Source organism: Nocardia sp. NBC_01499 (assembly GCF_045040275.1).
GTDB lineage: Bacteria > Actinomycetota > Actinomycetes > Mycobacteriales > Mycobacteriaceae > Nocardia.
In genome coordinates this window covers 451,743-473,545 of record NZ_CP109426.1, presented here as the reverse complement: position 1 = coordinate 473,545, position 21,803 = coordinate 451,743, and the positions used below count along the sequence as shown (strand labels likewise).

Sequence of the window (21,803 nt, the reverse complement as noted above, 5' to 3'; positions counted from 1 at the left end):
GGTGTCCTCTTCTCCCACAGGTGATCTCAATTGGCTGCTCGACGATCTCGTCGACCGGCTGGCCGGGGTGCGCCACGCGGTGGTGCTGTCCACCGACGGACTCCTACTCGGGCGCTCCAGCGCGATGACCCGTGAAGACGCCGAACACTTCGGCGCGATGTCCTCGGCGCTCTACGGCCTGGCACGCAGCGCGGGCAACCGATTCGACGGCGGCGGCGTGCGCCAGGCCGTCATCGAACTGGACCGGGCCGTGCTGTTCGTCACCTCCGCCGGTGACAACGCATGCCTTGCGCTGCAAGCGATCGAGTCCGCGAACCTGGGCATGGTGGCCTACGAGATGAACCTCACCGTCCAACGGGTCGGCAGCTATCTGTCCACCACGCCACGACGCGATCTCGTCGGACAGGGCGAGTCGACGCTGCCATGACCCACCCGCGTGAGCCCTGGTTCGACGAAGCGGCAGGCCCGCTGGTGCGCCCGTACGCGGTCACCCGCGGGCGCACCGCGGGAGCCGGTCCCGAACTGGACATGCTCACGTCGGTGGTCGCCGACGAATCGGCGGGCAGCACCCGCCGGATGGAACCCGAATACGCCGATATCCTTCGGCTGTGCCGTGTTTCGCAATCGGTGGCCGAAGTGTCGGCCCAGTTGCGTTTACCGCTCGCGGTGACGAAGATCCTCGTCGGCGACCTCATCGGCGACGGGCAACTCATATTCCGTGCTCCCGTCCCGACGGAAGCCGGGCCCGAAGACCTCAACATATTGCGAGCGGTACTGGATGGAATCCGAAAACTTTGACCCCAGCGGCACGCCGCACCTGGCCGCCTCGGTCAAGATCCTCGTCGCCGGCGGGTTCGGCGTCGGCAAAACGACCATGGTGTCGGCGATCAGCGAGGTCGCGCCCCTGCGCACCGAGGAACTGATCACCGAGGTCAGCACCGGCGTCGACGATCTGTCCGGCGTGGAGCAGAAGACAACGACCACGGTCGCCTTGGACTTCGGCAGGCTCACCATCGACAAGGACCTGGTGCTGTATCTGTTCGGCACCCCGGGACAGGACCGCTTCTGGTTCCTCTGGGACGAGCTGGCCCGCGGCGCGCTCGGCGCGGTCGTGCTGGCCGACACCCGGCGACTCGGCAATTCCTTTGCCGCCGTTGACTTCTTCGAACGACGGCGGCTGCCGTTCATCGTCGGCGTCAACTGCTTCGACGGCGCGCCGGTCTACACCATCGACGAGGTGCGCGACGCGCTCGACCTCGATCCCAACACGCCGGTGCTGCTGTGTGACGCCCGCGACCGAGGCTCGTGTAAGACGGTCCTGACGACACTGGTGGAACATCTCATCGAACGCGTGCAGCGTCCGGCCGTCACCACTTGAGCATCCGACAGCCCCGAGCCGTTTCGGGGCTGTCGGGAGCCACACCGTTTCGAAGGGAGTCGGGTTCATGCGTATCGAGCGAACCCTTGCCGCCGTCCTCGTTTCCGGCGCACTCGTATTAACGGCCGCGCCCGCCGTCGCCGAACCCGCGCCGGTGGTCTCGACCGTGCAGGACTCCGGGGCCGCCACTTACGCCCGCGAATTCGTGTTCTTCCTCGTGTGCCTGCTCAAGGGACAGTTGGCGGGCTCGACGTTTCCGCTCTGCTGAAGTTCACGCCTGATCGAGCCAGGCCAGGAACAACAACACACCCGCCGCGCACACCAGCACCGCCGACGGAACGGGCCAGCGCGGTCCGGCCCGCCCGAGCACGGCACGGGTGAGCCACACCTGCAGCGTGCCCAGCCCGGCGAGCAGCAGCAGCCACACCGGCACCAAGGCGGCACCGATCAACAGGTGCACCGACCAGGCACCGGCCAAACTCGGGCCACCCCACGCGTTCTCGTACCCGCTCGACAGCAGCGGATAGAGCACACCGCGCACCGCGCCGAGCACCGCGAGGAACGCGAAGAACCACGTCGCCACCCCGAGCGCGCCACTGAGCACCGAGTGCCACACCGCACGCACTGCCGAATACCTACGCGGGACGACGGATTCGCCGAGCAACCGCCGCGGCACCCGTAGTCGCGGTGGAACCGGGCCGACCGCCAACGGCAGCGCCCACAGGGCGTAGGCCGCCGCGCGCAGCCAGCCCAGGACCAAACTCATACCGCCGACGGTAGCGCGTTGTGCCTGCGGCTCAACGCAATCGGCCCGCATCAACCAGATCGTCGAACAGCAGCTGATCCACCGGCGGGACCAGGGACCGATCGGCGTAGCTGAACCACGCCATCTCCTCGATCTCGCTGCTCGCCGCGAGGATGCCGTGGTAGTCGGCGGTGTAGCAGCTCATCCGCACCACCAGCTCGGGTGCGTGCACGGCCTCGTACGTGCCGACGTGCGCGACCGTCTCGGGCAGCAACGCGACCGTGAGCTCCTCCTCGATCTCACGCACCAACGTCTGCAGATCGGTCTCCGCACCCTCACGCTTACCGCCGGGAATGTAGAACACATCCTTACCGCGCGGACGCGCACACAGAATCCGCCCACCCTCGATCCGCACCCACGCCACCGTATCGATCAGCTGCCCGTCCACCCACGCACCCTAACCATCGGACCGGATGCGCATCGAACGCGACACCAGCGAGTCCGGACGGGCAGGAGCGGAGCGGGGTTGTCACCGCAGATCTGCCAGACACCTCGAACGGCTGGCGCATCGCCGACACCGCGCACCACATCCGCTGGCGGACAGGGCACTTCGGGAAATGGCGCACACCCGATAAGCCTGAGCGACGATCTCGGGCACACTCGCCGCGCGCGGCGCGACGTACTGTCGCCGCAATCGCCACGCGAAAACCTGATCCCAGGTGAGGCGCACGGTAACTCCTTAGATCAGCCCAACACGGCGCTGCAGAACGCTACCGTTGCCGCGACGAACGCCAATCCGGTGACCGTCGTCGCGATCACGCCGAGCAGGGCGGTGCGTGTGGTCGCGCGCCGGATCGGGCTCACCGGATCCACCAGGCGTTCGGCCCTGGCCAGCACCGCGGTCCCGGCGGCGGCCAGCGCGCCCGAGGGCACCGGCCCGGACACCCCGAGAATCACCAGCAGACCGCCGAGCAGCGGCGCCGAACCGTGCTTGCCCGCCGCCTTGTCATCGGCGCACATCTCGAGCAGCCGGGCGATCTCGGTGGTGCCCGTGGTCACCAGACGCAGGCCGGGCAGGGTGGTCGCGATCGCGCGCAGCACCGCCATCAGCGGCGCGTGCCTGCCCGACAGGTGCGCGCGTTCATGGTCGAGGACCGCGGCCAGTTGATCCGGTACCAACGCTTCGAGTGCGGCACTGGTGACCACGATGGTGTCGGGTCGCCCTGGCACGCAATAGGCTTGGCGCTCAGGTGAATCCAGCACCAGCGCACCGAGCCCGGGCACCCGCCGTCCGACCAGCCGCAGCGCCTTCGCGTGCACGTGGGTGCGCCTGCGCATCTCGCGCACCACCGACACCGCCCGCGCCACCACCGCCATCGTGCAGGCCGCGACCAGCGCGCCGAGCGCGAAGGTCAACGCCTGGGCCCCGCCGCTGCCGTCGTGCACCGGATTCCACATGATCGCCACGCAGGCGCGCAACGCCTCGTGCGGATGTCCCCAGTAGGTGGCGAACTCCACGGTGAGCATGACCGCCGCCGCCACCCACGCGCCCAGCGTGCCGACAATGGCAACGACCCAGGCGATGATGCCGAGCCGTGGCGCGTTGCCGCGCTGGGTCAGCCGTCGCAGCACCGGCGGACCGACGGTGGCCACCGTGGCGCCGTACACCATCAACGCGATCGCCAGCGTCACGACGCACCCGGCGGCGCATCGGGGGTCTTGTGGGAGGTGATCCGGCGCAACGCGGCACGCAGCCCCGCCGATTCCTCGGCGCTGATCCGGTCGACGAAGTGGCTGAGCACCAGATCCGAGCGGCCGCCCGCGCCGAGCGCCTCGAGCATCAGCCGGGCACTGTGCTCCTCGCGGGTCAGTGTCGGCCAGTACTTGTAGGCCTTGCCCGAACGTTCGCGGGCCAGCCAGCCCTTGCGGTGCAGGTTGTCCATGGTGGACATGACGGTGGTGTAGGCGATGTCGCGCTGGGCGGACAGTTCGTCGAAGATCTCGCGCACCGTGGTGTCCTCTGCGTCCCGATCCCAGATGCGGTCCATGATCACCGCCTCCAGGTCTCCAAATCCGCGCACAGTACCGACTCCCTCATCCAAAACGTGCCTTGTTGTCGGGTTAGCCTACCGGTTCGTCCGAATTGCTACGTAGTCAAGGCGTAGATTCGTGAGTTTTGTTCACCGATCAGGGTTCCGGATGTCGGTGGGTCATGCGAACATATGTTCGTGTCCGACGCACCCGCATCCCGCCCGCGGATCCTCGCGCGGGCCGAGGCGTCGATCCTGCACGCCGACCTCGATTCGTTCTATGCCTCGGTCGAGCAGCGCGACAATCCCCGGCTGCGCGGCAAGCCGGTCATCGTCGGCGGCGGTGTGGTGCTCGCGGCCAGCTATGAGGCCAAAGCGTTCGGGGTGCGCACGCCGATGAACGGTGCTGCGGCACGGCGGTTGTGCCCGCACGCGATCGTCGTGCCGCCGCGCATGTCGGCCTACGCCGAGGCGAGCAAGGCGGTGTTCGAGGTCTTCCACGACACCACTCCGCTGGTCGAGGGCGTCTCCATCGATGAGGCGTTCCTCGATGTCGGCGGACTGCGGCGGATCGCGGGCGAACCGACCGGCATCGCCGAGCGGTTACGCGCTCGCGTGCGCGCGGACGTCGGACTGCCGATCTCGGTCGGCATCGCCCGCACCAAATTCCTGGCCAAGGTCGCCAGCGCCGTCGCCAAACCCGACGGCCTTCGCGTCGTGGCACCCGAGGCCGAACTCGACTTCCTGCACCCGCTGCCCATCGAAAGACTCTGGGGCGTCGGCGAAGTCACCGCCCGCACCCTGCACGAACACGGCATCACCCGTGTCGGCCAACTCGCCGACCTCGGCGAAAGTCCGCTGCGCGCCATCCTCGGCCCCGGCGCCGCCCGCCACCTCTACGCCCTGTCCTTGGCCCGCGACCCCCGCCGCGTCGACACCGGCGTGCGCCGCCGCTCCCTGGGCGCCCAGCGCGCCCTCGGCCGTCAACCACACCCGCCCGACGAAATCGAGGCCTACCTGCACGGGCTCACCGACCGCCTCGGCCGCCGCCTGCGCGCCGCCGACCGCATCTGCCGAACCCTGGTGCTGCGCATGCGCTTCGACGACTTCACCCGAGCCACCCGCTCCCACACCCTGCCCGAAGCCACCGACCACACCGAAACCCTGCTCCGCGCCGCCCGCACCCTGCTGGCCACCGCCATGCCCACCATCGAAGAACGCGGCCTGACCCTGATCGGCCTAGCCCTCACCAACCTCACCGACGCCGACCCCTACCAACTGCCGCTGCCCTTCGAGCCCCGCGCCACCAACACCCTCGACGCCACCCTCGACGACCTACGCCACCGCTTCGGCTCGGCCGCCGTCACCCGCGCCGCCCTCCTCAACCGCGGCGAAGGCCTGTCCGTGGCCCTGCTCCCGGACTGACAACTCAGCCGTCGAGCTGCGAAAACAGTATCGTCGCCGGGAACGGACTCTCCAGAACCACAGCCTCTTGATGGGTGTCGACCAGCCGGTAGGAGTGGGTTGCCCAGTCGAGGCGGTATTCGTGAATCATCTTCACGTACAAGCTCGCATCCAGATGGACCGCGCACTGGCTGCCCCACTCGGAGAAGGACTGTCGCGGTCATCAGTCATGCTACGTGTCGGCTTCGGTGACCGCGCATCCCGCGCCTCAGGACGCGGACTGGGCCTGTACGGCGGCCAGGGCCTCCTCTTGGATGCGCGGGAACTGGGCGGCCATCGCTTCGGAGAGCGCGTTGGCGGCGGAGAGGGGGCGGACCATGACGGTCAGGGAGTCGATCTGGCCGTTGTCGTCGTAGTGCAGGAAATCGCAGCCGTTGACGGTTTTGCCGTCGACCTTCGCCTCGAAGATCAGCGCGTGGTCGCGGCCGTCGGGGTTGGCGATCTCGCGCAGATAGTGGAAGTCCTCGAACACGCGAAACACGCCGCGCAGGATGGCGGCGGTGATCGCCTTGCCCGGGTAGGGCTTGAAGGCGACCGGGCTGGTGAACACGACGTTCTCGGCGAGCAGCGCCTCGACCGCATCGGCGTCTCCGGCTTCGACAGCCTCGCGGAACGTAGTCATCACGGCACCTCGCATATGCAACTCGTTGAATAGGTCGGTTCGAGGGTAACGCAGAACCCTGCGCGCGGCATCTCCTTCCGCTGGGCGCCAGCGCCGCGCGCATCGTGGCGCGGCGCGCGCAGAATTCGTCGGCGAATTCGCGCGCGCCGCGAGATGATGCGCGCCGCGAGATGATGCGCGCCGCGAGATGATGCGCGCCGCGAGATGATGCGCGCCGCGAGATGATGCGCGCCGCGAGATGATGCGCGCCGCGAGATGATGCGCGCCGCGAGGAGGTGCGCGCCGCGAGGAGGTGCGCGCCGCGGTCAGCGAGAGCGTTTGGGACGCTTGTCCATCAGCCGCAGGATCAGCGGGGTGAAGATCAACTGCATGGCCAGTGCCATTTTGCCGCCGGGCACCACGATGCAGTTGGGGCGCGACATGAACGAGTCGTGCAGCATCGACAGCAGGTAGGGGAAGTCGATCACCTTCGGGTCGGCGAAGCGGATGACGACGAAGCTCTCGTCGGCGGTGGGGATGCTGCGGGCGATGAACGGATTCGAGGTGTCCACGGTGGGCACGCGCTGGAAGTTGACGTAGGTGTGGGAGAACTGCGGGCAGATGTATTTCACGTAGTCGGGCATGCGGCGCAGGATCGTATCGATCACCGCCTCGCTCGAATATCCGCGTTCGGTCTTGTCGCGGATCACCTTCTGAATCCACTCCAGGTTCACGATCGGCACCACCCCGACCAGCAGATCGGCGTACTGCGCGACATTCACACTGTCGGTGACCGCGGCACCGTGCAACCCCTCGTAGAACAGCAGATCACTGCCGGGCGCCAGATCCGCCCACGGGGTGAACGTGCCGACGGGCTGCCCGTGCGGCGTGGCCTCGAGCTCGTCGTGCAGATACTTGCGCACCGAACCGACCCCGGTCTCGCCGTAATCACGGAACAACGTCTCGAGCTCTTTGAGCAGATTCGCCTCCTCCCCGAAATGGGAGAAGGTCAGATTGCGATGCTGTTCGGCCTCGGCCATCGCAAGCTTCATCTCGTTGCGGTCATAGCGGTGAAACGAATCACCCTCCACCACAACGGCATTGATCCCCTCACGCCGGAAGATCTCCTGAAAGGTCCGCGTGACACTTGTCGTTCCCGCACCGGATGACCCGGTGATCGCGACGACGGGATGCTTGACCGACATGGCACCTCCTCGATTGCCGGACAATAGATTTCAGTGCGGCGCCGGACGAAACAGCGACCGCGTGCCGAACAATGAGCTGTCGAAGACATGCCCCTCGTCGGGCTCGCTGTGATAGCGCTCGATCCGCTCGACCTCGTTGCGCGACCCGAAGATCAACGGCACCTGGTGATGCACATGCTCCGGCGGTACCTCCAGCACCCGCTCGCCACCGGTGGTCGCCCACCCACCGGCCTGCTCGACGATGAACGCGATCGGATTCGCGCCATAGAGCAACGACACCCGCCCGGGGCGCACCGGCGGGCGATGATCGTGCGGATACAGATAGACCCCGCCCCTGGTCAGAATGTGGAAAGTGTCCGCGACCAGCGACGCCACCCAGCGCATATTGAAATCGCGCCCGCGCGGGCCCTCCACCCCGTCGAGGCACTCGTGCACATACCGGCGCACCGGCCGCTCCCAGAACCGCTCGTTGGCGGCGTTGATCGCGAACCCGGAGGTGTCCTCGGGAATGCGCATGCGCGGATGGGTCAGCACGAACGCGCCGATCTCGCGGTCGAGGGTGAATCCGTCGACACCGCTGCCGGTGGTGATCACCAGCATGGTCGCCGGGCCGTAGAGGGTGAACCCGGCACAGACCTGACGCACACCCGGTTGCAGGAAGTCATCGGCGGTGGGCGCACCGTTCTCCGCGGCCCGCAGCACACTGAAAATCGTTCCGACAGGCAGGTTTACGTCGATATTGGACGATCCATCGAGGGGATCGAACACCAGCAGGTACTTGCCGCGCCGATGCGCGTCGGGCACCGGATGAATGGCCGACATCTGCTCCGACAGCAGCGCGGCCAGATATCCCGTCCACTGCGTTTCCGACACCATGATGTCGTTGGCGATGGCGTCGAGCTTGCGATGCACCGTCGGCGGCAGATTGTCCGGCTCCGCGGCGCTGTACTTACCCACCCCGTCGGCTGCGCCTCCTACCGTCCCCCAGTACTTACCCACCCCGTCGGCTGCGCCTCCTGCCGTCCCCCAGCGCTCACCCACCCCATCGGCTGCGCCTCCTGCCGTCCCCCAGCGCGAGTCGACGATCGCGCCCCTGGTCACCTGGTTGGCGATGATTTTCGTCGCAGTGGCAACAACATTGAGTAACGCCGAGAACTCACCGGACGAGCCGGGATGGCGATGCTCCTCCTCGATCGTGTACCGGGTGAGCGTCTTCAGTCCTTCTGGCATGGGCGCCTCGATCTCGTCACGCTGGGGCCCGCGCGCTCGGCCCGTCCTGCGGTGCGGTGCTGTCGGTGAAGACGCTGCTGCCGTAGACATCTCGGTCGGTCAGCGTGATCAGATCGGTCTTGGTCAGCGGTCGGCGCAGCTCCACCAACCGTTTGGCCTGACGTAACCGGCACCGGTCCAGCGCGTTGCGCACGCTGCGCGCGTTGGAGAACCGGGGCCGGGTCATCCGCAGCGCCAGATACTCCGCGAACGCCGAGCGCGCGGGTTCGTCGAAACGAAAGTTCTCCCGCGCCACCATGAGTTCGGCGATCCCCATCAGCTCGCCGTGGGTGTAGTCGTCGAACTCCAGATGATGGGCCACCCGCGAGGACAGACCGGGGTTGGCGGAGAAGAACCGTTCCATCCGATCCGGATAGCCCGCGAAGATCACCACCAAGCTCGCGCGCTCACTTTCCATCTCCTGCAACAGGATTTCGATGACCTCCTGCCCGTAGTCGCGCTCGTTCTCCGGGCGGAACAGGTAGTAGGCCTCATCGATGAACAACACCCCACCCGCGGCCTTGGCCAGGGCCTCCTTGGTTTTCGGTGCGGTGTGGCCGATGAACTGGCCGACCAGATCGTCACGGGTGACGTTGTGCACCTTCGGTTTTCGGATATAGCCCAGAGCGTGCAGCATCTCGGCCATGCGCAGCGCGACGGTCGTTTTACCGGTGCCAGGCCCGCCGGTGAAGCTCATGTGCATGGTGGGCCGTGAGGAACTCAGCCCGAAGCGCTGCCGGGCGCGGTCGATCAGCAGCAAGGCCGCGATCTCACGCACCCGGCGTTTGACGTTGGCAAGCCCGACGAGTTCGGCGTCGAGCCTGCCCAACGTGTCCTCGACGTCGTTGCCCGCGATATCGGTCGAAAGATCAAGCACCGCAGCGTCATCCAGGATCGCGGGTTCGACGGGCGCGTCGGGCTCGGCGCGCACCGGCCTGCCGTCGCCGGGACGGTGCAGTCGGAATCCGTTGGCCTCAGCCGCCATACCGCTGTCCCTGGCGATCTTCGGTGGCGTAGGAGTGCAGGCCGTACTTCTGCTGACGGTCCGGACCCTCCGAACGGGTCAGCACGAAGCCCGGTTCGTCGGCCGGGCGTTGCACCAGGAAACTCAGCGCCGTGGTCTGCCTGCCGAAACGAGCGTCGTAGGCCAGCACCCGCACGTAATGGCGCGGGAAGGTCGCACGGCAGGCGTTGATCTCGGCGAGCACACCGTCGGGCTCGTCCAGGTCGAACAGCGGCAGCCCCCACATCTCCCAGTAGGCGTTACGCGGATGCGGGTCGTCGGTGTATTCGATCGACACCGGCCAGCTGTTGAGCAGCGCGTAGCGCACTTGCGCGGAGATCTCCTCGTCGGTGAACTCCGGCAGATACGAAAACGTTCCGTGACGCAGATACATGCTTGGGCTCCAAGGGATTTCAGCGAGTGGCCGTCGGCACCGCATCGGGTGCGTCGGTGGAGGTGTAGTCGAAGGTGACATCGCCCCAGGTCGCCAGCGCGACCTCGAGGGGACGACAGATCGCGGCGGCCTTGCGTAACACCTCCGGGCCCTCTTTGAGCAGATCGCGACCTTCGTTGCGGGCCTTGACGACTGCTTCCAAGGCCACCCGATTCGCCTCGGCGCCCGCGGCGATACCCAGCGGATGCCCGATGGTGCCGCCACCGAACTGCAGGATCACATCGTCACCGAAAAGGTCGAGGAGCTGGTGCATCTGACCGGCGTGGATACCGCCGGAGGCCACCGGCATCACCCCGGGCAGGCTTGCCCAATCCTGGTCGAAGAAGATCCCGTTGCCAGGGTTGGCCGGAATGTGGTTGTCGCGCAACGTGTCATAGAAGCCGCGCGTGGTCGCCGGATCACCCTCGAGCTTGCCGACCACCGTGCCAGCGTGCACATGGTCGACCCCGATCAGCCTGCACCACTTGGCCAGCACCCGGAAGCTCACGCCGTGGGTCTTCTGCCGGGTGAAGGTCGAATGCCCGGCCCGGTGCAGATGCAACAGCACACCATTGCGCCGCGCCCAATGCGACATCGACTGCATCGCCGTGTAGCCGACGGTCAGATCGATCATGATCACGACGCTGCCCAGGCTCTTGGCGAACTCGGCCCGCTCGTACATGTCCTCCATCGACGCCGCGGTGACATTGAGGTAGTGGCCCTTGATCTCTCCCGTGTCGGCCATCGCGCGGTTGACGCCCTCCATGGCGAACAGGTACCGGTCGCGCCACCGCATGAACGGCTGGGAGTTGATGTTCTCGTCATCCTTGGTGAAATCCAGTCCACCCTTACACGCCTCATAGATCACCCGGCCGTAATTGCGTGCCGACAGACCCAGTTTCGGCTTCACCGTGGCCCCGAGCAATGGGCGACCGTATTTGTTCAGATATTCGCGTTCCATCACCGTTCCATGCGCCGGGCCCTGGAAGGTCTTCACATACGCCACCGGAATCCGCATGTCCTCCAGGCGCAGCGCCAGCAACGGTTTGAAACCGAACACATTGCCGATCACCGAGGACGTCAGGTTGGTGATCGACCCCTCCTCGAACAGGTCGAGATCGTAAGCGACATAAGCGAAATACTCACCGGCCCGCCCCGGCACCTCATCGATCCGATAGCATTTGGCCTGGTACTTCGAGTGCGCGGTCAGCCGGTCGGTCCACACCACCGTCCATGTCGCGGTCGATGATTCGCCGGCGACCGCGGCCGCCGCCTCGATCGGATCCACCCCCGGCTGCGGGGTGACCCGGAATACGGCGAGCACATCGGTGTCCGAGGGCTGATAGTCCGGCGCGTAATATCCCATCGACGCGTACGATTGAACACCCGGATCCCACCGGTCCCGCTCGGTCGCTTCGGCCATCGTTCCTCCTGGCAGTCGTTACTGCGGGACACCCGTTACCGGTTGTGCGCCTTGCGATTTCCAGGATGACGGCAGTGCGCACAACAAACAATTTGATTGTTCCTGCGAAAGCTCAACGGAATAGTCAGGTTTCGCGCGACCCGAAAGAGGGAAGATAGGGCCGCGGGTGGTGGAAAACTTCCGGCACCCGCAGCGAACACCCCGGGACGCGCACCGTCCCGGGGTGTTCGGGCGCGGCGTGGAAGGGGAGTCACACGCCGCCGTCGGGTAGACCTCGACACCAGCGATATTTCCACAAACCACCACCTTCGCGCCGCTACCTCGGAGCCACCAATTCCGTTGGCACCAGAGTCACGGTCGCGGCTTTGCTACCGTCGGCAGATGGGAGCGGTCAGTGCGGCCAGGATGGAAACCTTCCTGGTCGTCGCCCGCCTCAGCAGCATCCGCCGCGCCGCCACCCAGCTACACATCACCGAGGCCGCCGTCTCCGCCGCCGTCGCCCACATCGAAAAACAGCTCGGCGCCAAGCTCATCGCCAAATCCGGGCGCGGTATCGCGCTCACCGAAGCCGGACGCGTCTACGCCGAATACTGCCGCAGCATCCTCGGATTGATGAAAGAAGCCCACGCCGCGGTCCAGCAGGCCGAAACCGGGCGCCTACGCATCGGCGTCGTCGCCACCGCGGGCGAATACGTCCTGCTGCGCCCACTGGCCTCGTTCCGCAACCGCTACCCCGACATCGAACTGAGCCTGTCGGTGCACCCCCGAGACGTCCTGTTCCTCGAATTGCAGCACCACGAAACAGATCTCGTCATCGCGGGCCGCCCACCCCGCAACACCGGCCTGGTCATCCGCGCCCGCCGACCGAGCCACCTCATCGTGGTCGGCGCCGCCGACCACGACCCCCTGCACACCACCTGGCTCCTGCGCGGGCGCGGCTCCGGCACCCGCGACGCCACCCTTGCCCTGCTCGACCAACTCGACATCACCCCACCCACCCTCACCCTCGGCAGCCACGGCGCCGTCCTCGCCGCCGCCCGAGAAGGGCTGGGCGTCACCCTCATTCACAGCGACGCCGTCTCCCACGACCTCGAATCCGGTGCCCTGCACATACTCCCGGTCACCGGCACCCCCCTGGACCGCCCCTGGCACGCCATCACTACCCGAACCCCCACCCCCACCACCCGCCTATTCCTCACCCACATCCTCGATCCCGAAGAAGTCGGCCCCGACGCCTTCTACCCCGCCTGAACCACACACGGGGTCATGCGCCATCTCCGAGGAACGGTGACGTGTACGACCGCGCATAGGTGCAGTGCGGCGACACGGTGATCACGTCGCAGACCCGCACCACCCGATCCGGCACCCTGCCACCGAAATGCTCGGGCCCGGGTACGACAACGGCCTCGGCCTCAGTGCTGCGAACCACCGTCAACAGGCGGGTGACCGGATCATCGACCTCCGGGCCGAACACCACCGTCTTCGCCAACTCGTACCCCAATCGCCGTGCCAGACTGCGGATCTGCGTCTCGTGCCACATCTGGGAGCCGCCGGAGATATCCCGGCGCAGATACCCGATCGCCCTAGGTCGACTCATCGATCTGTCCCATCCGTCATGTCCCCGCGCAGGAACCCGCGATAGGACCGTCCGTTCAGCAGAGCCCGTCCTCGACCGGCAAGGACCTCGACTTGCATCTGAGTGAGTGGCACAGCAACCCCCTGATGTCGGCGTTGGCTGGCGGCTCAGGACCAGGTCGACCGCACCGATCCTGAGCGCCACTGCCGACGTTACGAAGTGGACTCGTGGACCGTCCATCGACTTGCGACTACTTGCGCGCCAGTTCCCAACTACTTCCGAGGAACCCACACGTCAGCGACTATGGATGCGTACACACAAGTACCCGCAAGCACTGAGATCGGAGCCAAGATCATGCGCTTACGATTCCTCGGCAAAGGTGGCTCGGATAAGACGAACTGCCCATCGCTGTACGTAACCGATCAGGGGAGTTTCTTGGTCCAAGGCTGGAAGACCGACACTCCGGAAGCGATCGAAATCCCACATCTACTGCTCGGATTCGCCGAGCCTGACACATTCGTCGGGGCGACGATGACCGATACCGGCCGGGGTACCTTCACCCTGACGGGCCGAGCGGTGACCGAGCCTGAGACGCTGGCTCAGCTCGAACTGGCCGACAACGAGACGGCTATCGAGGTACCGAAGGCTGAAAGGACTTTCTACGGTGGAATTTCGCCACAATGATTTCTGGATGGACCTCATCCTGAGCGCTCGAGAATCTGCATTTCACCTGGAGGTGCGTGATGCCTACGCGGAACCGGAAGAGTCAGAACCATTGCGGCGGTTCCTCAACGGGGAGCCGGAGCCAGTCAACGGCTACGACAAGGATGATTGGATCGACCTCGTTGAGGAGATGATCGGGCGCGGAGCGACCATCAGCCGAGTTCGGGTTATTACCGTGCCGCACAGCGATTATCAACGGTGGTTGCTCTCAGTAGCGGGGAGTAGTGTTGCAGCGGGCGAAGACATCCGCTACCTTCCTCGCCACCGTGTCGATCCACAGGACGTTCCGTCCGATGATTGGTGGTTACTCGATTGTCGGCAGGTAGCGTTCAATTTGGTTGACCACGATGGGCGGCCAGCTGGCGCTGCGCTAAGTACTGATCCCAAGATTGTCGGGCACTGCATAGACGTCAAAGACCAACTCTGGCAACTGGCTACGCCGTATCGCGAGTACACCAATGGATCGACGCCCGAAGACCGGTAGTGGCGGATTCAGCACAGGAGGCACGTGAAGCTCTCGGCCAACGGCTCCGAGAGATAAGGCGTAACGCCGGAATAACCGGTCGAGCGCTCTCAGCTCGTCAAGGCTGGCACGAGTCCAAGATATCTCGTATCGAGCATGGGAAGGCTAAACCGTCCAGCAGCGACGTTCGCGCGTACTGCGCCCAGTGTGGGGCCAACGATCAGCTAGCTGACTTGCTGGCCACCCTCCATAACATCGACGCCGCATACATGGAGTATCGGCGACTACTCAGCGGCGGCGTCAAACGTGGCCAGCAGGTGGCGATGAAACTCGAAGCGGCCGCGACGTTTATCCGAAACTACGAGCCGCAGATCGTTCCTGGCCTGTTGCAGACTGCGGACTATGCCGAAGCGAAACTTAGAAGCGTTATCGACTTCTATCGTCTGCCGGACGATCTCGATGTCGGCGTTTCCCAGCGGATGGAGCGCCAACGCATCCTCTACCACCGTGACCGCCGTTTTCATTTCATCATCAGCGAACGATCCCTCTACTCGACCGTCGGTGACGACCAGGTGATGGTGGGACAGCTGGACAGACTACACTCGATCATCGGAATGCCACGGGTGTTGATAGGGATAGTCCCGCTAACAGCTGAGGCGACGGTAGTGGTCGAAAACTTCCTGATGTTCGACAATCGGATGGTCAAAGTGGAGGGCCACACAGCCGAGCTGACCATCACCCAACCCCGAGAGATCGCGCTCTACGGGCGCGCGTTCGACGTACTTGCCGGGCAAGCAGCTACCGGAGAATCCGCCCGTTCCCTCATCGGAACGGCACTCGACCAACGCCACAAGGAGATCCGCCGCGATGCGCATACCGACGGATGAGCGGCTGGATGAGTTGTTTCGGTCGCCGTGGCATCTACCTCGGCAGGAGTCGAGCGTTGGTTAACGAACTTGCAGGGACTTTACGTTGTTGCCGAAGGTCCAGTTGCGGGAGCCGTCCCAGTTGATGGACCAGGTCATCAAGCCCTTCAGCGGGTTGGCGGAGCCGGTGCCGTAGTGGTTCCAGGCCTGGGTGACCAGGTCCGGGGTCATGTAGCCGCCGCCAGCGCCGGATTGGGCGGGGAGGCCGGGGGCTTGTTTGTCGTAGGGGACGGTTATGGTGGTGCCCTGGATGGTGAGACCCTGTGCCAGGCAGTCGGTTTGGGCGATGAAGCCCTGGACTGTTCCGGCTTGGTAGGAGTCGCCGGTGCAGCCGTACATGCTGCCGTTGTAGTACTGCATGTTCAGCCACCAGAGGCGGCCGTTGTCGGCGTACTTCTTGATGATGGGCAGATAGGAGCCCCAGATGGAGCCGTAGGTGACGCTGCCGCCGGTGACGTAGGCGGTTTCGGGTGCCATGGTCAGGCCGAAGCCCGCGGGCATCTGGGCCAGGACGCCGTCGATGATGCGCACCAGGTTCGTCTGGGAGGTGGACAGCGTATTGATGTTGCCGCCGCCGACGAGGCCGGTCTCCAGGTCGATGTCGATGCCGTCGAAGTTGTACTGCTTCAGGATCGGCACGATGGTCGCGACGAAGCGGTCGGCGACCGCGCTGGAGTTGAGGTCGATGCCCGCCGCCGCGCCGCCGATCGACATCAAAATGGTGGCACCAGCCGCCTTGGCCTGGCACATCTCCGCAGGGGTCGCGACCTTCACGGTCGCGTCCATCCCGTCCTCCCAGCGCGCGGTGCCGTCGGACTCGATGACCGGGAACGCCGCGTTGATGACGTTATGGCCGTGCGCGGCGATGCGGGCGTCGGTGATCGGAATCCACCCCATACCCGGATGCACACCGTTGGCCGCACCATCCCAATTCTCCCAATAACCCTGCAGCACTTTGCCTGTCGGGCGCGGCTTGGTCGCGCAGGTATCGTTCGGCGCCGCGGAAACACCCGGGGCGACCGCGACAATCATCGCGCCGATCACCGCCAGCACGGCCATCACGTATCTGAGCAACATCAAACGCTGGCCGACCCCACGCAAGCCACAGGTGGAATTCATAACCAAGTAGAACCACACCCAGAATGATCAACTCCAATGGCGACAACTGGGGAAACGCCGATCCGGGCTAGCCACGAGGTGGCCCTGGCTAATTCGCCGGGTGCGTTGAATGCCCGCGGCCAGCGCCACCAGTTTGTCCACTGTCGGCGGAAACTCCTTGCCCCTTCACGCGATTTGCCGGTGCGCGAACCCCGAGAACGGGTGCGAATTCCCCTGACAAAGGTCGCGTTCAAGATCATGGGGAACTGGTGGCGGTGCTCTCTCGAACTTTTCCGCCACCAGTTCCCCATGATCTTGAATGGACGGCTCGATGGCTTACCGTCGGGCGCATTTCATGATCAACGGGACATGAGGGCGGGGTTCTCTCGGATTTTGCCGCCACCATGTCCCGAACGCCGGGCGCTACAGCTGGCCGTGCTGGGAGTCGAAAGTGACGACGCGGCCGCCGAGTTGGACCTGGGCGCCGGGGGTCAGTTTCACCGGGTGGCCGGGGATGGCGCGGGTCCAATCCTGGTGGCCGGGCTGGCGGATGTGGGTGCCGTTGGTGGAGCCGCCGTCGACAACCGTGACGTCCCAATCGATGAGGCGGATCTCGGCGTGGGCGCGCGACATTCCGCCCGACACATCCTCGAGCCGGACCGGGCGGGCACCGTGGGCCACGGCTTCCGCGTGTTCGGGTTCGCGGCCGAGGACGCAATCGTTGTCGAGGACGAAGGAGGTGCCGTCGTCGAGGAGCAGCAGGCCAAGTGGCGGGCGGACACCGTCGGTGAGCACACACGTCAGCTGGTCCATTCGGATCCCGCAGACCGCACAGAACGACACGCGTGGATCGTTGAGATGGTCACGCGCGCATTTGAATCCCTTGACCACCACACCTCGCGGGGTCGTCTCGGGCAGGGCGGCGCTGTCGAGGACACGGGCGACCATGCTCTCGGCAGAGATCATGGTCTCCTGGAGATCGACGTCGCTGACGTGATCCTGAACCTGATCGTGCGCACCGAATTCGGGCGCAAGGCCGGGATGTTCGCCGCTGTGCGCCTGCGCGACATTCTCCGACTGCCCCGCGCCTGCGGACTTGTGCAAGTCAGGCATCGCGACGTGCGGCAGCACCGGACGCACCGATGCCGACTCTTGGCTGGGCCACTCAGGATTCGCGGACGGTGACTCCTCACTCGACCACGCGACAGGATAGGAATGGTGCGGACTCGGCGGCGTCACCTGCCCACCCGGCGCCCCGCCCACGGATGAGGAGTCCTCGTACGGCGGTTCACCATTCGCGGGCGCCGCAAAGCCGTAGGAGTGCGACCCGGCCACCTCGGGCGGCGGCACGCTCAACGGTGACGAGACTTCGCTCAGCTGCTCGACGCTCGCGGACTCCGGTCCGCGGGACGAACGCGGCGCACCGGAAGACTCCCCCGCGAGGCGTGACGAATCCTCGCCCAGCGACCCGGCACTCCCCGGCACGGCCGCGCCGGGGTCGTGGGGCGCATTCGACGACTCCGGCACGAGGTTTGCCGATGCGCCGTGACGCGGCGGCTCGGGGCTTGCAGGCCCTGCGGACCCCGGAAAGCGTGGCGCGCTCGGCGGCTGCGCCGCAATGTGTGGGTAACGCGGCGACTCACCACTCGGCGCCCCCGCAGGGTCCGGGGCAGCAGGCTCCCGCGACACCGCCGCCGTACTGTAGTTCTCCGTCGCCGCATCCATGGTCTCGTCCCGCCGCCACGGCTCGAACACGCCCTGTGACTCGGCCACTCGCGGCGCCTCGGGTTTACGTGACGGATTGAGCACACCCTGCGACTCACGCGCGCGTGGCGACTCGAACACGCTCTGTGCCCCAGGCTCTCCCGGTACGTCGGGTACCTGCGGCGGTCCGAATGCACCGGGCGTCTCGGGACCACTCGGCGACTCGGGCAGGCCCGGGGTCTCGAGCTCTCTCGGTGTCTTGAACATTCCCGGTGGCTCAGCCACCCGCTGCGGTCCGAATGCACCGGGTGTCTCGGGCACTCGTGGTGGCTCCGGCACATCCGAGGTCTCAGGCGCGCCCTGTGTTTCGAACATTCCCGGTGACTCAGGCGCGCGCAGTAGCTCAGGCGCACGCTGTGACGAGGACTCAGATACCCGCTGCGGGTCCATCAAGTATGGAGGCTCGGACGCGTGCTGGGGTCCGGATAAACGCGACGGCTCGGACGCGTGTTGGGGGTCTGACACACAGGAAGGGGCGGGCACGTGTTGGGGGTCTGACACACGCGACGGCTCGGGCATGTGTTGGGGATCGGACACATCGTGGGACGCGGCCTCGCGCCACGGCTCGAACGCATGTTGCGCATCTGACACAGGCTGCGCGGAAATCCCACCTCGCGGAACATCCTGCGCGGCAGACTCGCGATCGGCAGCCTCGAACCAGAGCACCGCCCCCGCCCCCGGCGCCGTCCCTTCCGCCAACGCGAAAACCCCACGCGCGGGCAGCCTCTCGACCGCACCCCCCACTTCATCCACGAACAACCCGGCCCCGACCACCGGGGCTGGTGTCACCACACGATCGACCGTGAACCCGGCCTCTCGCCCCCGCAGGATCTCCGACCGCTGCGCCCCGGCCAGCACCGCCGTCACCCCACCATGCAGAAATACCGCGATCCCACCGTCGCCCAGGGTGATCACCCCGAACTCGACCTCGTCCTCATCCCCGTTCTCCAACCCCATCAACCAATTGGTAGCCAGCCGCGCCACCGTCCGTCCGCTGCGCCGCGCCTCGTTCGACGTGGCTTGTCGCACGATCGCGAGCAACGCCGTCATCGCGCGTGCCGCCACCGAATCCGCGGTCACCGCGCCCTCGGCTCGGTGCGCGACCACGACAACCACACCTCCGGCGCCGGCCACCAGGTGTCCGCCGGGAAGAACCTCGATCTGCCTACTCACAAGAACCTGCCACCCTGAAAACGCCACCGATGGAACACAATCCGCATCGGCCCATTGACGATGAGCCAGAACACAATCCAGGTGACGATGAACTGGATGAGGAACGCGGTCAGCGACGGGTGCAGCGACTCGGGCAACACGATGGTCGTGTACCGGACGAGGACCCACATGAGTGCCCCCTCGTTGACCATGGTCAGGAAGCCGAACAGGGTCGGCCAGTCCTTTTCCCAGCGGAACTGTTGCAAGAAATGGTAGAGCAGTTCCCACAACACCCCGAACAGAACGGTGGCAAGCAGGATCGACAACGTCACCCGGTAGGCCTGCCCGAGACTCAGCGATCCGGTCGGCAGAAACGGGGTGATGATCAGTGCGACGAAGAACCCGAGCACGCTCAGCGCGAGTAGCCGGGTCTGGATTCGCCCGTTCAAAGTTGGAAGCATCAGCTCAGATCTTCTTGTTCGTGACCCAGGACCACCACTGGCGCGTCGAGCGCAGCGGACCCATCCGGCGGCAGAAACCCAGCGCCGCAAGATCGTCGGCGATCTCCTGCGCGGCGATCTGCAACCCGAGGAAGGTGTCGACTCCGACGAACGGCCCGCCCAGCGTCGCGCTACCGGATGCGTAGATGCGCCCGTTGCCACTTCGCGTGCCGATCAACTCGAAGGTGGTGTCCACATCGAGGCGCCCGACCGGATTACGCCCGGCCCCAGCGTGATCGAGCAGATCCGCCAGCAACCGATGCTCACGGATATCGGCCTCGAGCCCGGTGCAGTCGATGATGTAATCGACCGTCGTGTCGAACGGCTGCGTCGGCGGCGGAGTCGGCAGCTCGGCGGTGGTGTCCGGAATGATCGTGGCGACCACGCCTTGGCGGCCCTCGGCGGGTCGCGGCGCGCGCATCGTCCCGGCCAGCACCTGATACCAGCCCTGCTTGCGCCCGCGCCGCAACTGCTCCTGCCACGAGTACCGGATCGGCGTATTCGTCCCGGAAATCTCCTGGTACGCCGCGGCCCGCTGCGCACCTTGCAGCGCACGCATCTTCTGCTTGAGCTGTCCGCCCCACACCGACTTCGGATAGTTGAAACCCTGATACGCCCAGCCGTCGGCGCCCTTGCGCCGGTTGAACATATTCTTGCCGTGCGATTTCGCGATGTAGGTGCGGAACAGATGCAGGATCTGGGTGTTCAGCTGCAACTTGTCCCGATCATCGATGAGCCGCTGCAGTACTCGGCTCGCGACGATCCCGCTACCACGGATCAGCACCGTTCCCTGCCTGCGCTGCAACGCCTGATAGACGTGTTCGTGCGGCTCGTAGGCGTTCACCACCCGCGTCGGATCGCGATGGGTCTCGCGATATTCCTGCAGATCCGGCAGCAGCTTCAACCCCGGATATCCCACGGCCACATGCACATACGTGCTGCGAAACGCCACCCGCTTGGTCGGCGTCGACCCCGCGGCGGGGGTGAGAATCGTGAAGTACCCGCCACCGTGCCGCTTGCGCACCATGCGCACTTGCCCCCGATGCAACGAGCTCGCATAGTCGATGCGCGCGAACTCACGCTCCATCCCGGCGAACGCCTGCCCGGCCCTCGGCGTGTAGTAGTTGGCGAAGATCGGCTCCACGAACACATTCCACAGCGGCCTGATCGACTTGTCCGCGATCGCCTCACGCACCGCGTAGGACGGAAAGCCCCACATGTTGTCCGGCTCCGACGCCGAATCACTGCGCAACCGCTCCCCGCGCGGAATCTGCGACACCCGCGTCAAATACTCATACGATGACCACGGGTGCTCCTGCGGCCCGAGTACCGCCATCGACTGCGCGGGCACCCCGAAGATGCGCAACGTGTCATAGGTGACGAACGATCCGATCCCACTGCCGATCGTCACGAACGGCACATCGATCACCGGAATCCCGGTGCTGTCCAGCATTTCATCGGTCCACACGTCGGTATCGACGAGGACCTGAGTGAGATCGCCCCGCATTTCGGGGACTCTACCGGCCGATTCTTACCGAAAACTTGCGATCTTCCTTCGGCGGCAAGCACTCCGGTGACGCGACGCGCGCACGCCGATCTACCCCAACCTGCCACGCACGAGCCCCTCTCGGACGTAGCATGCGCTGGTGGCCGACTCTCTGCGGGTCCTCGTGTACAGCAACGACGCCGATACCCGGCGCCAGGTGATCCTGGCACTGGGCAAACATCCGCACCCTGACCTACCCGCACTCGACTACCTCGAAGTGGCCACCGGCCCCGTGGTGATCGAGCACATGGACGCGGGCGGCATCGACCTCGCCATCCTCGACGGCGAATCGGCGCCGACCGGCGGGCTCGGCATCGCCAAGCAACTCAAGGACGAAATCGACCACTGCCCACCGGTGCTCGTGCTCACCGGGCGTCCCGACGACGCCTGGCTGGCCAACTGGTCGCGCGCGGAGGCCGCGGTGTCGCATCCGATCGATCCGATCCGGCTCACCGAGGCCGTCGTCGGGTTGCTGCGCAACCGTTCGGCAGCCTGAGCGGACCG

At 65.8% G+C, this 21,803-nt stretch carries 26 protein-coding genes and 1 pseudogene; 11 read left to right on the top strand and 16 right to left on the bottom strand.

Features of this window, described 5'->3' with window-relative positions; genetic code table 11:
• The first annotated feature begins 1 nt into the window (after nucleotide 1).
• From OG203_RS02155 to OG203_RS02140, 4 genes are all read left to right on the top strand, one after another.
• Nucleotides 2-427, top strand: a complete 426-nt coding sequence (locus tag OG203_RS02155) for a roadblock/LC7 domain-containing protein (protein ID WP_405163947.1) — start codon at nucleotides 2-4, stop codon at nucleotides 425-427.
• Complete coding sequence (locus OG203_RS02150; protein ID WP_405163946.1) at nucleotides 424-798, top strand: DUF742 domain-containing protein; 375 nt, start codon at nucleotides 424-426, stop codon at nucleotides 796-798. The genes OG203_RS02155 and OG203_RS02150 overlap by 4 nt, the downstream gene beginning before the upstream one ends.
• Entirely contained in the window at nucleotides 779-1,378 is a 600-nt protein-coding gene (locus OG203_RS02145; protein ID WP_405163945.1) for a GTP-binding protein, read from the top strand. The genes OG203_RS02150 and OG203_RS02145 overlap by 20 nt, the downstream gene beginning before the upstream one ends.
• Nucleotides 1,379-1,445: 67 nt before the next feature.
• A complete protein-coding gene (locus OG203_RS02140) occupies nucleotides 1,446-1,646 on the top strand; it encodes a hypothetical protein (protein ID WP_405163944.1) in 201 nt (66 codons plus the stop codon).
• 3 nt (nucleotides 1,647-1,649) lie between these two features.
• Here the strand turns inward: OG203_RS02140 and OG203_RS02135 are convergent, their stop codons facing one another.
• The 4 genes from OG203_RS02135 to OG203_RS02120 form a co-directional block, all read right to left on the bottom strand.
• Nucleotides 1,650-2,144: a hypothetical protein gene (locus OG203_RS02135; protein ID WP_405163943.1), complete on the bottom strand. Its 495-nt coding sequence runs from the start codon at nucleotides 2,142-2,144 to the stop codon at nucleotides 1,650-1,652.
• Nucleotides 2,145-2,175: 31 nt separating this feature from the next.
• Nucleotides 2,176-2,571: an NUDIX domain-containing protein gene (locus tag OG203_RS02130; RefSeq protein WP_405163942.1), complete on the bottom strand. Its 396-nt coding sequence runs from the start codon at nucleotides 2,569-2,571 to the stop codon at nucleotides 2,176-2,178.
• 296 nt (nucleotides 2,572-2,867) lie between these two features.
• Nucleotides 2,868-3,815: a M56 family metallopeptidase gene (locus OG203_RS02125; protein ID WP_405163941.1), complete on the bottom strand. Its 948-nt coding sequence runs from the start codon at nucleotides 3,813-3,815 to the stop codon at nucleotides 2,868-2,870.
• Entirely contained in the window at nucleotides 3,812-4,204 is a 393-nt protein-coding gene (locus OG203_RS02120; RefSeq protein WP_405163940.1) for a BlaI/MecI/CopY family transcriptional regulator, read from the bottom strand. The genes OG203_RS02125 and OG203_RS02120 overlap by 4 nt, the downstream gene beginning before the upstream one ends.
• Before the next feature lie 141 nt (nucleotides 4,205-4,345).
• Here OG203_RS02120 and dinB point away from each other — a divergent pair, with 141 nt between their 5' ends.
• Nucleotides 4,346-5,578 carry a DNA polymerase IV gene (gene dinB / locus OG203_RS02115; RefSeq protein WP_405163939.1) on the top strand — a complete coding sequence of 411 codons (1,233 nt, stop codon included), beginning with the start codon at nucleotides 4,346-4,348 and terminating at the stop codon, nucleotides 5,576-5,578.
• A 4-nt stretch (nucleotides 5,579-5,582) separates the two neighbouring features.
• On the opposite strand, the gene OG203_RS02110 is transcribed toward dinB, so the two are convergent.
• The 7 genes from OG203_RS02110 to OG203_RS02080 all read right to left on the bottom strand — a co-directional run bounded on the left by OG203_RS02110 (nucleotide 5,583) and on the right by OG203_RS02080 (nucleotide 11,551).
• Complete coding sequence (locus OG203_RS02110) at nucleotides 5,583-5,720, bottom strand: hypothetical protein (RefSeq protein ID WP_405163938.1); 138 nt, start codon at nucleotides 5,718-5,720, stop codon at nucleotides 5,583-5,585.
• 105 nt (nucleotides 5,721-5,825) lie between these two features.
• Entirely contained in the window at nucleotides 5,826-6,239 is a 414-nt protein-coding gene (locus OG203_RS02105) for a nuclear transport factor 2 family protein (RefSeq protein ID WP_405163937.1), read from the bottom strand.
• Nucleotides 6,240-6,544: 305 nt separating this feature from the next.
• A complete protein-coding gene (locus OG203_RS02100; RefSeq protein WP_405163936.1) occupies nucleotides 6,545-7,423 on the bottom strand; it encodes a phosphoribulokinase in 879 nt (292 codons plus the stop codon).
• Between the two features lie 30 nt (nucleotides 7,424-7,453).
• Nucleotides 7,454-8,653 carry a class 1 fructose-bisphosphatase gene (locus OG203_RS02095; protein WP_405163935.1) on the bottom strand — a complete coding sequence of 400 codons (1,200 nt, stop codon included), beginning with the start codon at nucleotides 8,651-8,653 and terminating at the stop codon, nucleotides 7,454-7,456.
• Nucleotides 8,654-8,669: 16 nt separating this feature from the next.
• Nucleotides 8,670-9,677, bottom strand: a complete 1,008-nt coding sequence (locus OG203_RS02090; protein WP_405163934.1) for an AAA family ATPase — start codon at nucleotides 9,675-9,677, stop codon at nucleotides 8,670-8,672.
• Nucleotides 9,667-10,089: a ribulose bisphosphate carboxylase small subunit gene (locus OG203_RS02085; RefSeq protein ID WP_405163933.1), complete on the bottom strand. Its 423-nt coding sequence runs from the start codon at nucleotides 10,087-10,089 to the stop codon at nucleotides 9,667-9,669. Before OG203_RS02085 ends, OG203_RS02090 begins: the two co-directional genes overlap by 11 nt.
• A 19-nt stretch (nucleotides 10,090-10,108) precedes the next feature.
• Complete coding sequence (locus OG203_RS02080; protein WP_405163932.1) at nucleotides 10,109-11,551, bottom strand: form I ribulose bisphosphate carboxylase large subunit; 1,443 nt, start codon at nucleotides 11,549-11,551, stop codon at nucleotides 10,109-10,111.
• A gap of 381 nt (nucleotides 11,552-11,932) precedes the next feature.
• Here OG203_RS02080 and OG203_RS02075 point away from each other — a divergent pair, with 381 nt between their 5' ends.
• Nucleotides 11,933-12,802: a LysR family transcriptional regulator gene (locus OG203_RS02075; protein WP_405163931.1), complete on the top strand. Its 870-nt coding sequence runs from the start codon at nucleotides 11,933-11,935 to the stop codon at nucleotides 12,800-12,802.
• Nucleotides 12,803-12,815: 13 nt separating this feature from the next.
• Here OG203_RS02075 and OG203_RS02070 read toward each other — a convergent pair whose 3' ends face one another.
• The gene (locus OG203_RS02070) at nucleotides 12,816-13,148 is read right to left on the bottom strand and encodes a hypothetical protein (protein WP_405163930.1); all 333 of its coding nucleotides are present in this window, start codon (nucleotides 13,146-13,148) and stop codon (nucleotides 12,816-12,818) included.
• A gap of 282 nt (nucleotides 13,149-13,430) precedes the next feature.
• Between OG203_RS02070 and OG203_RS02065 the strand changes: the two genes are divergently transcribed.
• The 4 genes and pseudogenes from OG203_RS02065 to OG203_RS02050 all read left to right on the top strand — a co-directional run bounded on the left by OG203_RS02065 (nucleotide 13,431) and on the right by OG203_RS02050 (nucleotide 15,200).
• Complete coding sequence (locus OG203_RS02065) at nucleotides 13,431-13,811, top strand: hypothetical protein (protein WP_405163929.1); 381 nt, start codon at nucleotides 13,431-13,433, stop codon at nucleotides 13,809-13,811.
• Nucleotides 13,792-14,334, top strand: coding sequence for a DUF6879 family protein (locus OG203_RS02060; protein WP_405163928.1), 543 nt, complete (start codon nucleotides 13,792-13,794; stop codon nucleotides 14,332-14,334). Before OG203_RS02065 ends, OG203_RS02060 begins: the two co-directional genes overlap by 20 nt.
• Nucleotides 14,334-14,540, top strand: a pseudogene (locus OG203_RS02055) (helix-turn-helix domain-containing protein); the annotation flags it as partial. The gene OG203_RS02060 and the pseudogene OG203_RS02055, both read left to right, overlap by 1 nt.
• A gap of 6 nt (nucleotides 14,541-14,546) precedes the next feature.
• Complete coding sequence (locus OG203_RS02050; protein ID WP_405167751.1) at nucleotides 14,547-15,200, top strand: DUF5753 domain-containing protein; 654 nt, start codon at nucleotides 14,547-14,549, stop codon at nucleotides 15,198-15,200.
• 60 nt (nucleotides 15,201-15,260) lie between these two features.
• Here OG203_RS02050 and OG203_RS02045 read toward each other — a convergent pair whose 3' ends face one another.
• From OG203_RS02045 to OG203_RS02030, 4 genes are all read right to left on the bottom strand, one after another.
• The gene (locus tag OG203_RS02045) at nucleotides 15,261-16,358 is read right to left on the bottom strand and encodes a chitinase (RefSeq protein WP_405163927.1); all 1,098 of its coding nucleotides are present in this window, start codon (nucleotides 16,356-16,358) and stop codon (nucleotides 15,261-15,263) included.
• A 402-nt stretch (nucleotides 16,359-16,760) separates the two neighbouring features.
• A complete protein-coding gene (locus OG203_RS02040; RefSeq protein WP_405163926.1) occupies nucleotides 16,761-19,274 on the bottom strand; it encodes an FHA domain-containing protein in 2,514 nt (837 codons plus the stop codon).
• Nucleotides 19,271-19,714 carry a hypothetical protein gene (locus tag OG203_RS02035; protein WP_405163925.1) on the bottom strand — a complete coding sequence of 148 codons (444 nt, stop codon included), beginning with the start codon at nucleotides 19,712-19,714 and terminating at the stop codon, nucleotides 19,271-19,273. Before OG203_RS02035 ends, OG203_RS02040 begins: the two co-directional genes overlap by 4 nt.
• Nucleotides 19,715-19,718: 4 nt before the next feature.
• Entirely contained in the window at nucleotides 19,719-21,260 is a 1,542-nt protein-coding gene (locus OG203_RS02030; RefSeq protein WP_405163924.1) for a hypothetical protein, read from the bottom strand.
• A gap of 139 nt (nucleotides 21,261-21,399) precedes the next feature.
• Between OG203_RS02030 and OG203_RS02025 the strand changes: the two genes are divergently transcribed.
• A complete protein-coding gene (locus OG203_RS02025; RefSeq protein WP_405163923.1) occupies nucleotides 21,400-21,795 on the top strand; it encodes a hypothetical protein in 396 nt (131 codons plus the stop codon).
• The last annotated feature ends 8 nt before the right edge of the window (nucleotides 21,796-21,803 follow it).

Coding starts and splice junctions, on each gene's coding strand:
- dinB (WP_405163939.1), top strand. CDS start 4,346: ATGTTCGTGTCCGACGCACCCGCATCCCGCCCGCGGATCCTCGCGCGG.
- OG203_RS02045 (WP_405163927.1), bottom strand. CDS start 16,358: ATGAATTCCACCTGTGGCTTGCGTGGGGTCGGCCAGCGTTTGATGTTG.
- OG203_RS02140 (WP_405163944.1), top strand. CDS start 1,446: ATGCGTATCGAGCGAACCCTTGCCGCCGTCCTCGTTTCCGGCGCACTC.
- OG203_RS02095 (WP_405163935.1), bottom strand. CDS start 8,653: ATGCCAGAAGGACTGAAGACGCTCACCCGGTACACGATCGAGGAGGAG.
- OG203_RS02085 (WP_405163933.1), bottom strand. CDS start 10,089: ATGTATCTGCGTCACGGAACGTTTTCGTATCTGCCGGAGTTCACCGAC.
- OG203_RS02090 (WP_405163934.1), bottom strand. CDS start 9,677: ATGGCGGCTGAGGCCAACGGATTCCGACTGCACCGTCCCGGCGACGGC.
- OG203_RS02065 (WP_405163929.1), top strand. CDS start 13,431: ATGGATGCGTACACACAAGTACCCGCAAGCACTGAGATCGGAGCCAAG.
- OG203_RS02035 (WP_405163925.1), bottom strand. CDS start 19,714: ATGCTTCCAACTTTGAACGGGCGAATCCAGACCCGGCTACTCGCGCTG.
- OG203_RS02150 (WP_405163946.1), top strand. CDS start 424: ATGACCCACCCGCGTGAGCCCTGGTTCGACGAAGCGGCAGGCCCGCTG.
- OG203_RS02100 (WP_405163936.1), bottom strand. CDS start 7,423: ATGTCGGTCAAGCATCCCGTCGTCGCGATCACCGGGTCATCCGGTGCG.
- OG203_RS02135 (WP_405163943.1), bottom strand. CDS start 2,144: ATGAGTTTGGTCCTGGGCTGGCTGCGCGCGGCGGCCTACGCCCTGTGG.
- OG203_RS02030 (WP_405163924.1), bottom strand. CDS start 21,260: ATGCGGGGCGATCTCACTCAGGTCCTCGTCGATACCGACGTGTGGACC.
- OG203_RS02105 (WP_405163937.1), bottom strand. CDS start 6,239: ATGACTACGTTCCGCGAGGCTGTCGAAGCCGGAGACGCCGATGCGGTC.
- OG203_RS02080 (WP_405163932.1), bottom strand. CDS start 11,551: ATGGCCGAAGCGACCGAGCGGGACCGGTGGGATCCGGGTGTTCAATCG.
- OG203_RS02075 (WP_405163931.1), top strand. CDS start 11,933: ATGGGAGCGGTCAGTGCGGCCAGGATGGAAACCTTCCTGGTCGTCGCC.
- OG203_RS02070 (WP_405163930.1), bottom strand. CDS start 13,148: ATGAGTCGACCTAGGGCGATCGGGTATCTGCGCCGGGATATCTCCGGC.
- OG203_RS02145 (WP_405163945.1), top strand. CDS start 779: ATGGAATCCGAAAACTTTGACCCCAGCGGCACGCCGCACCTGGCCGCC.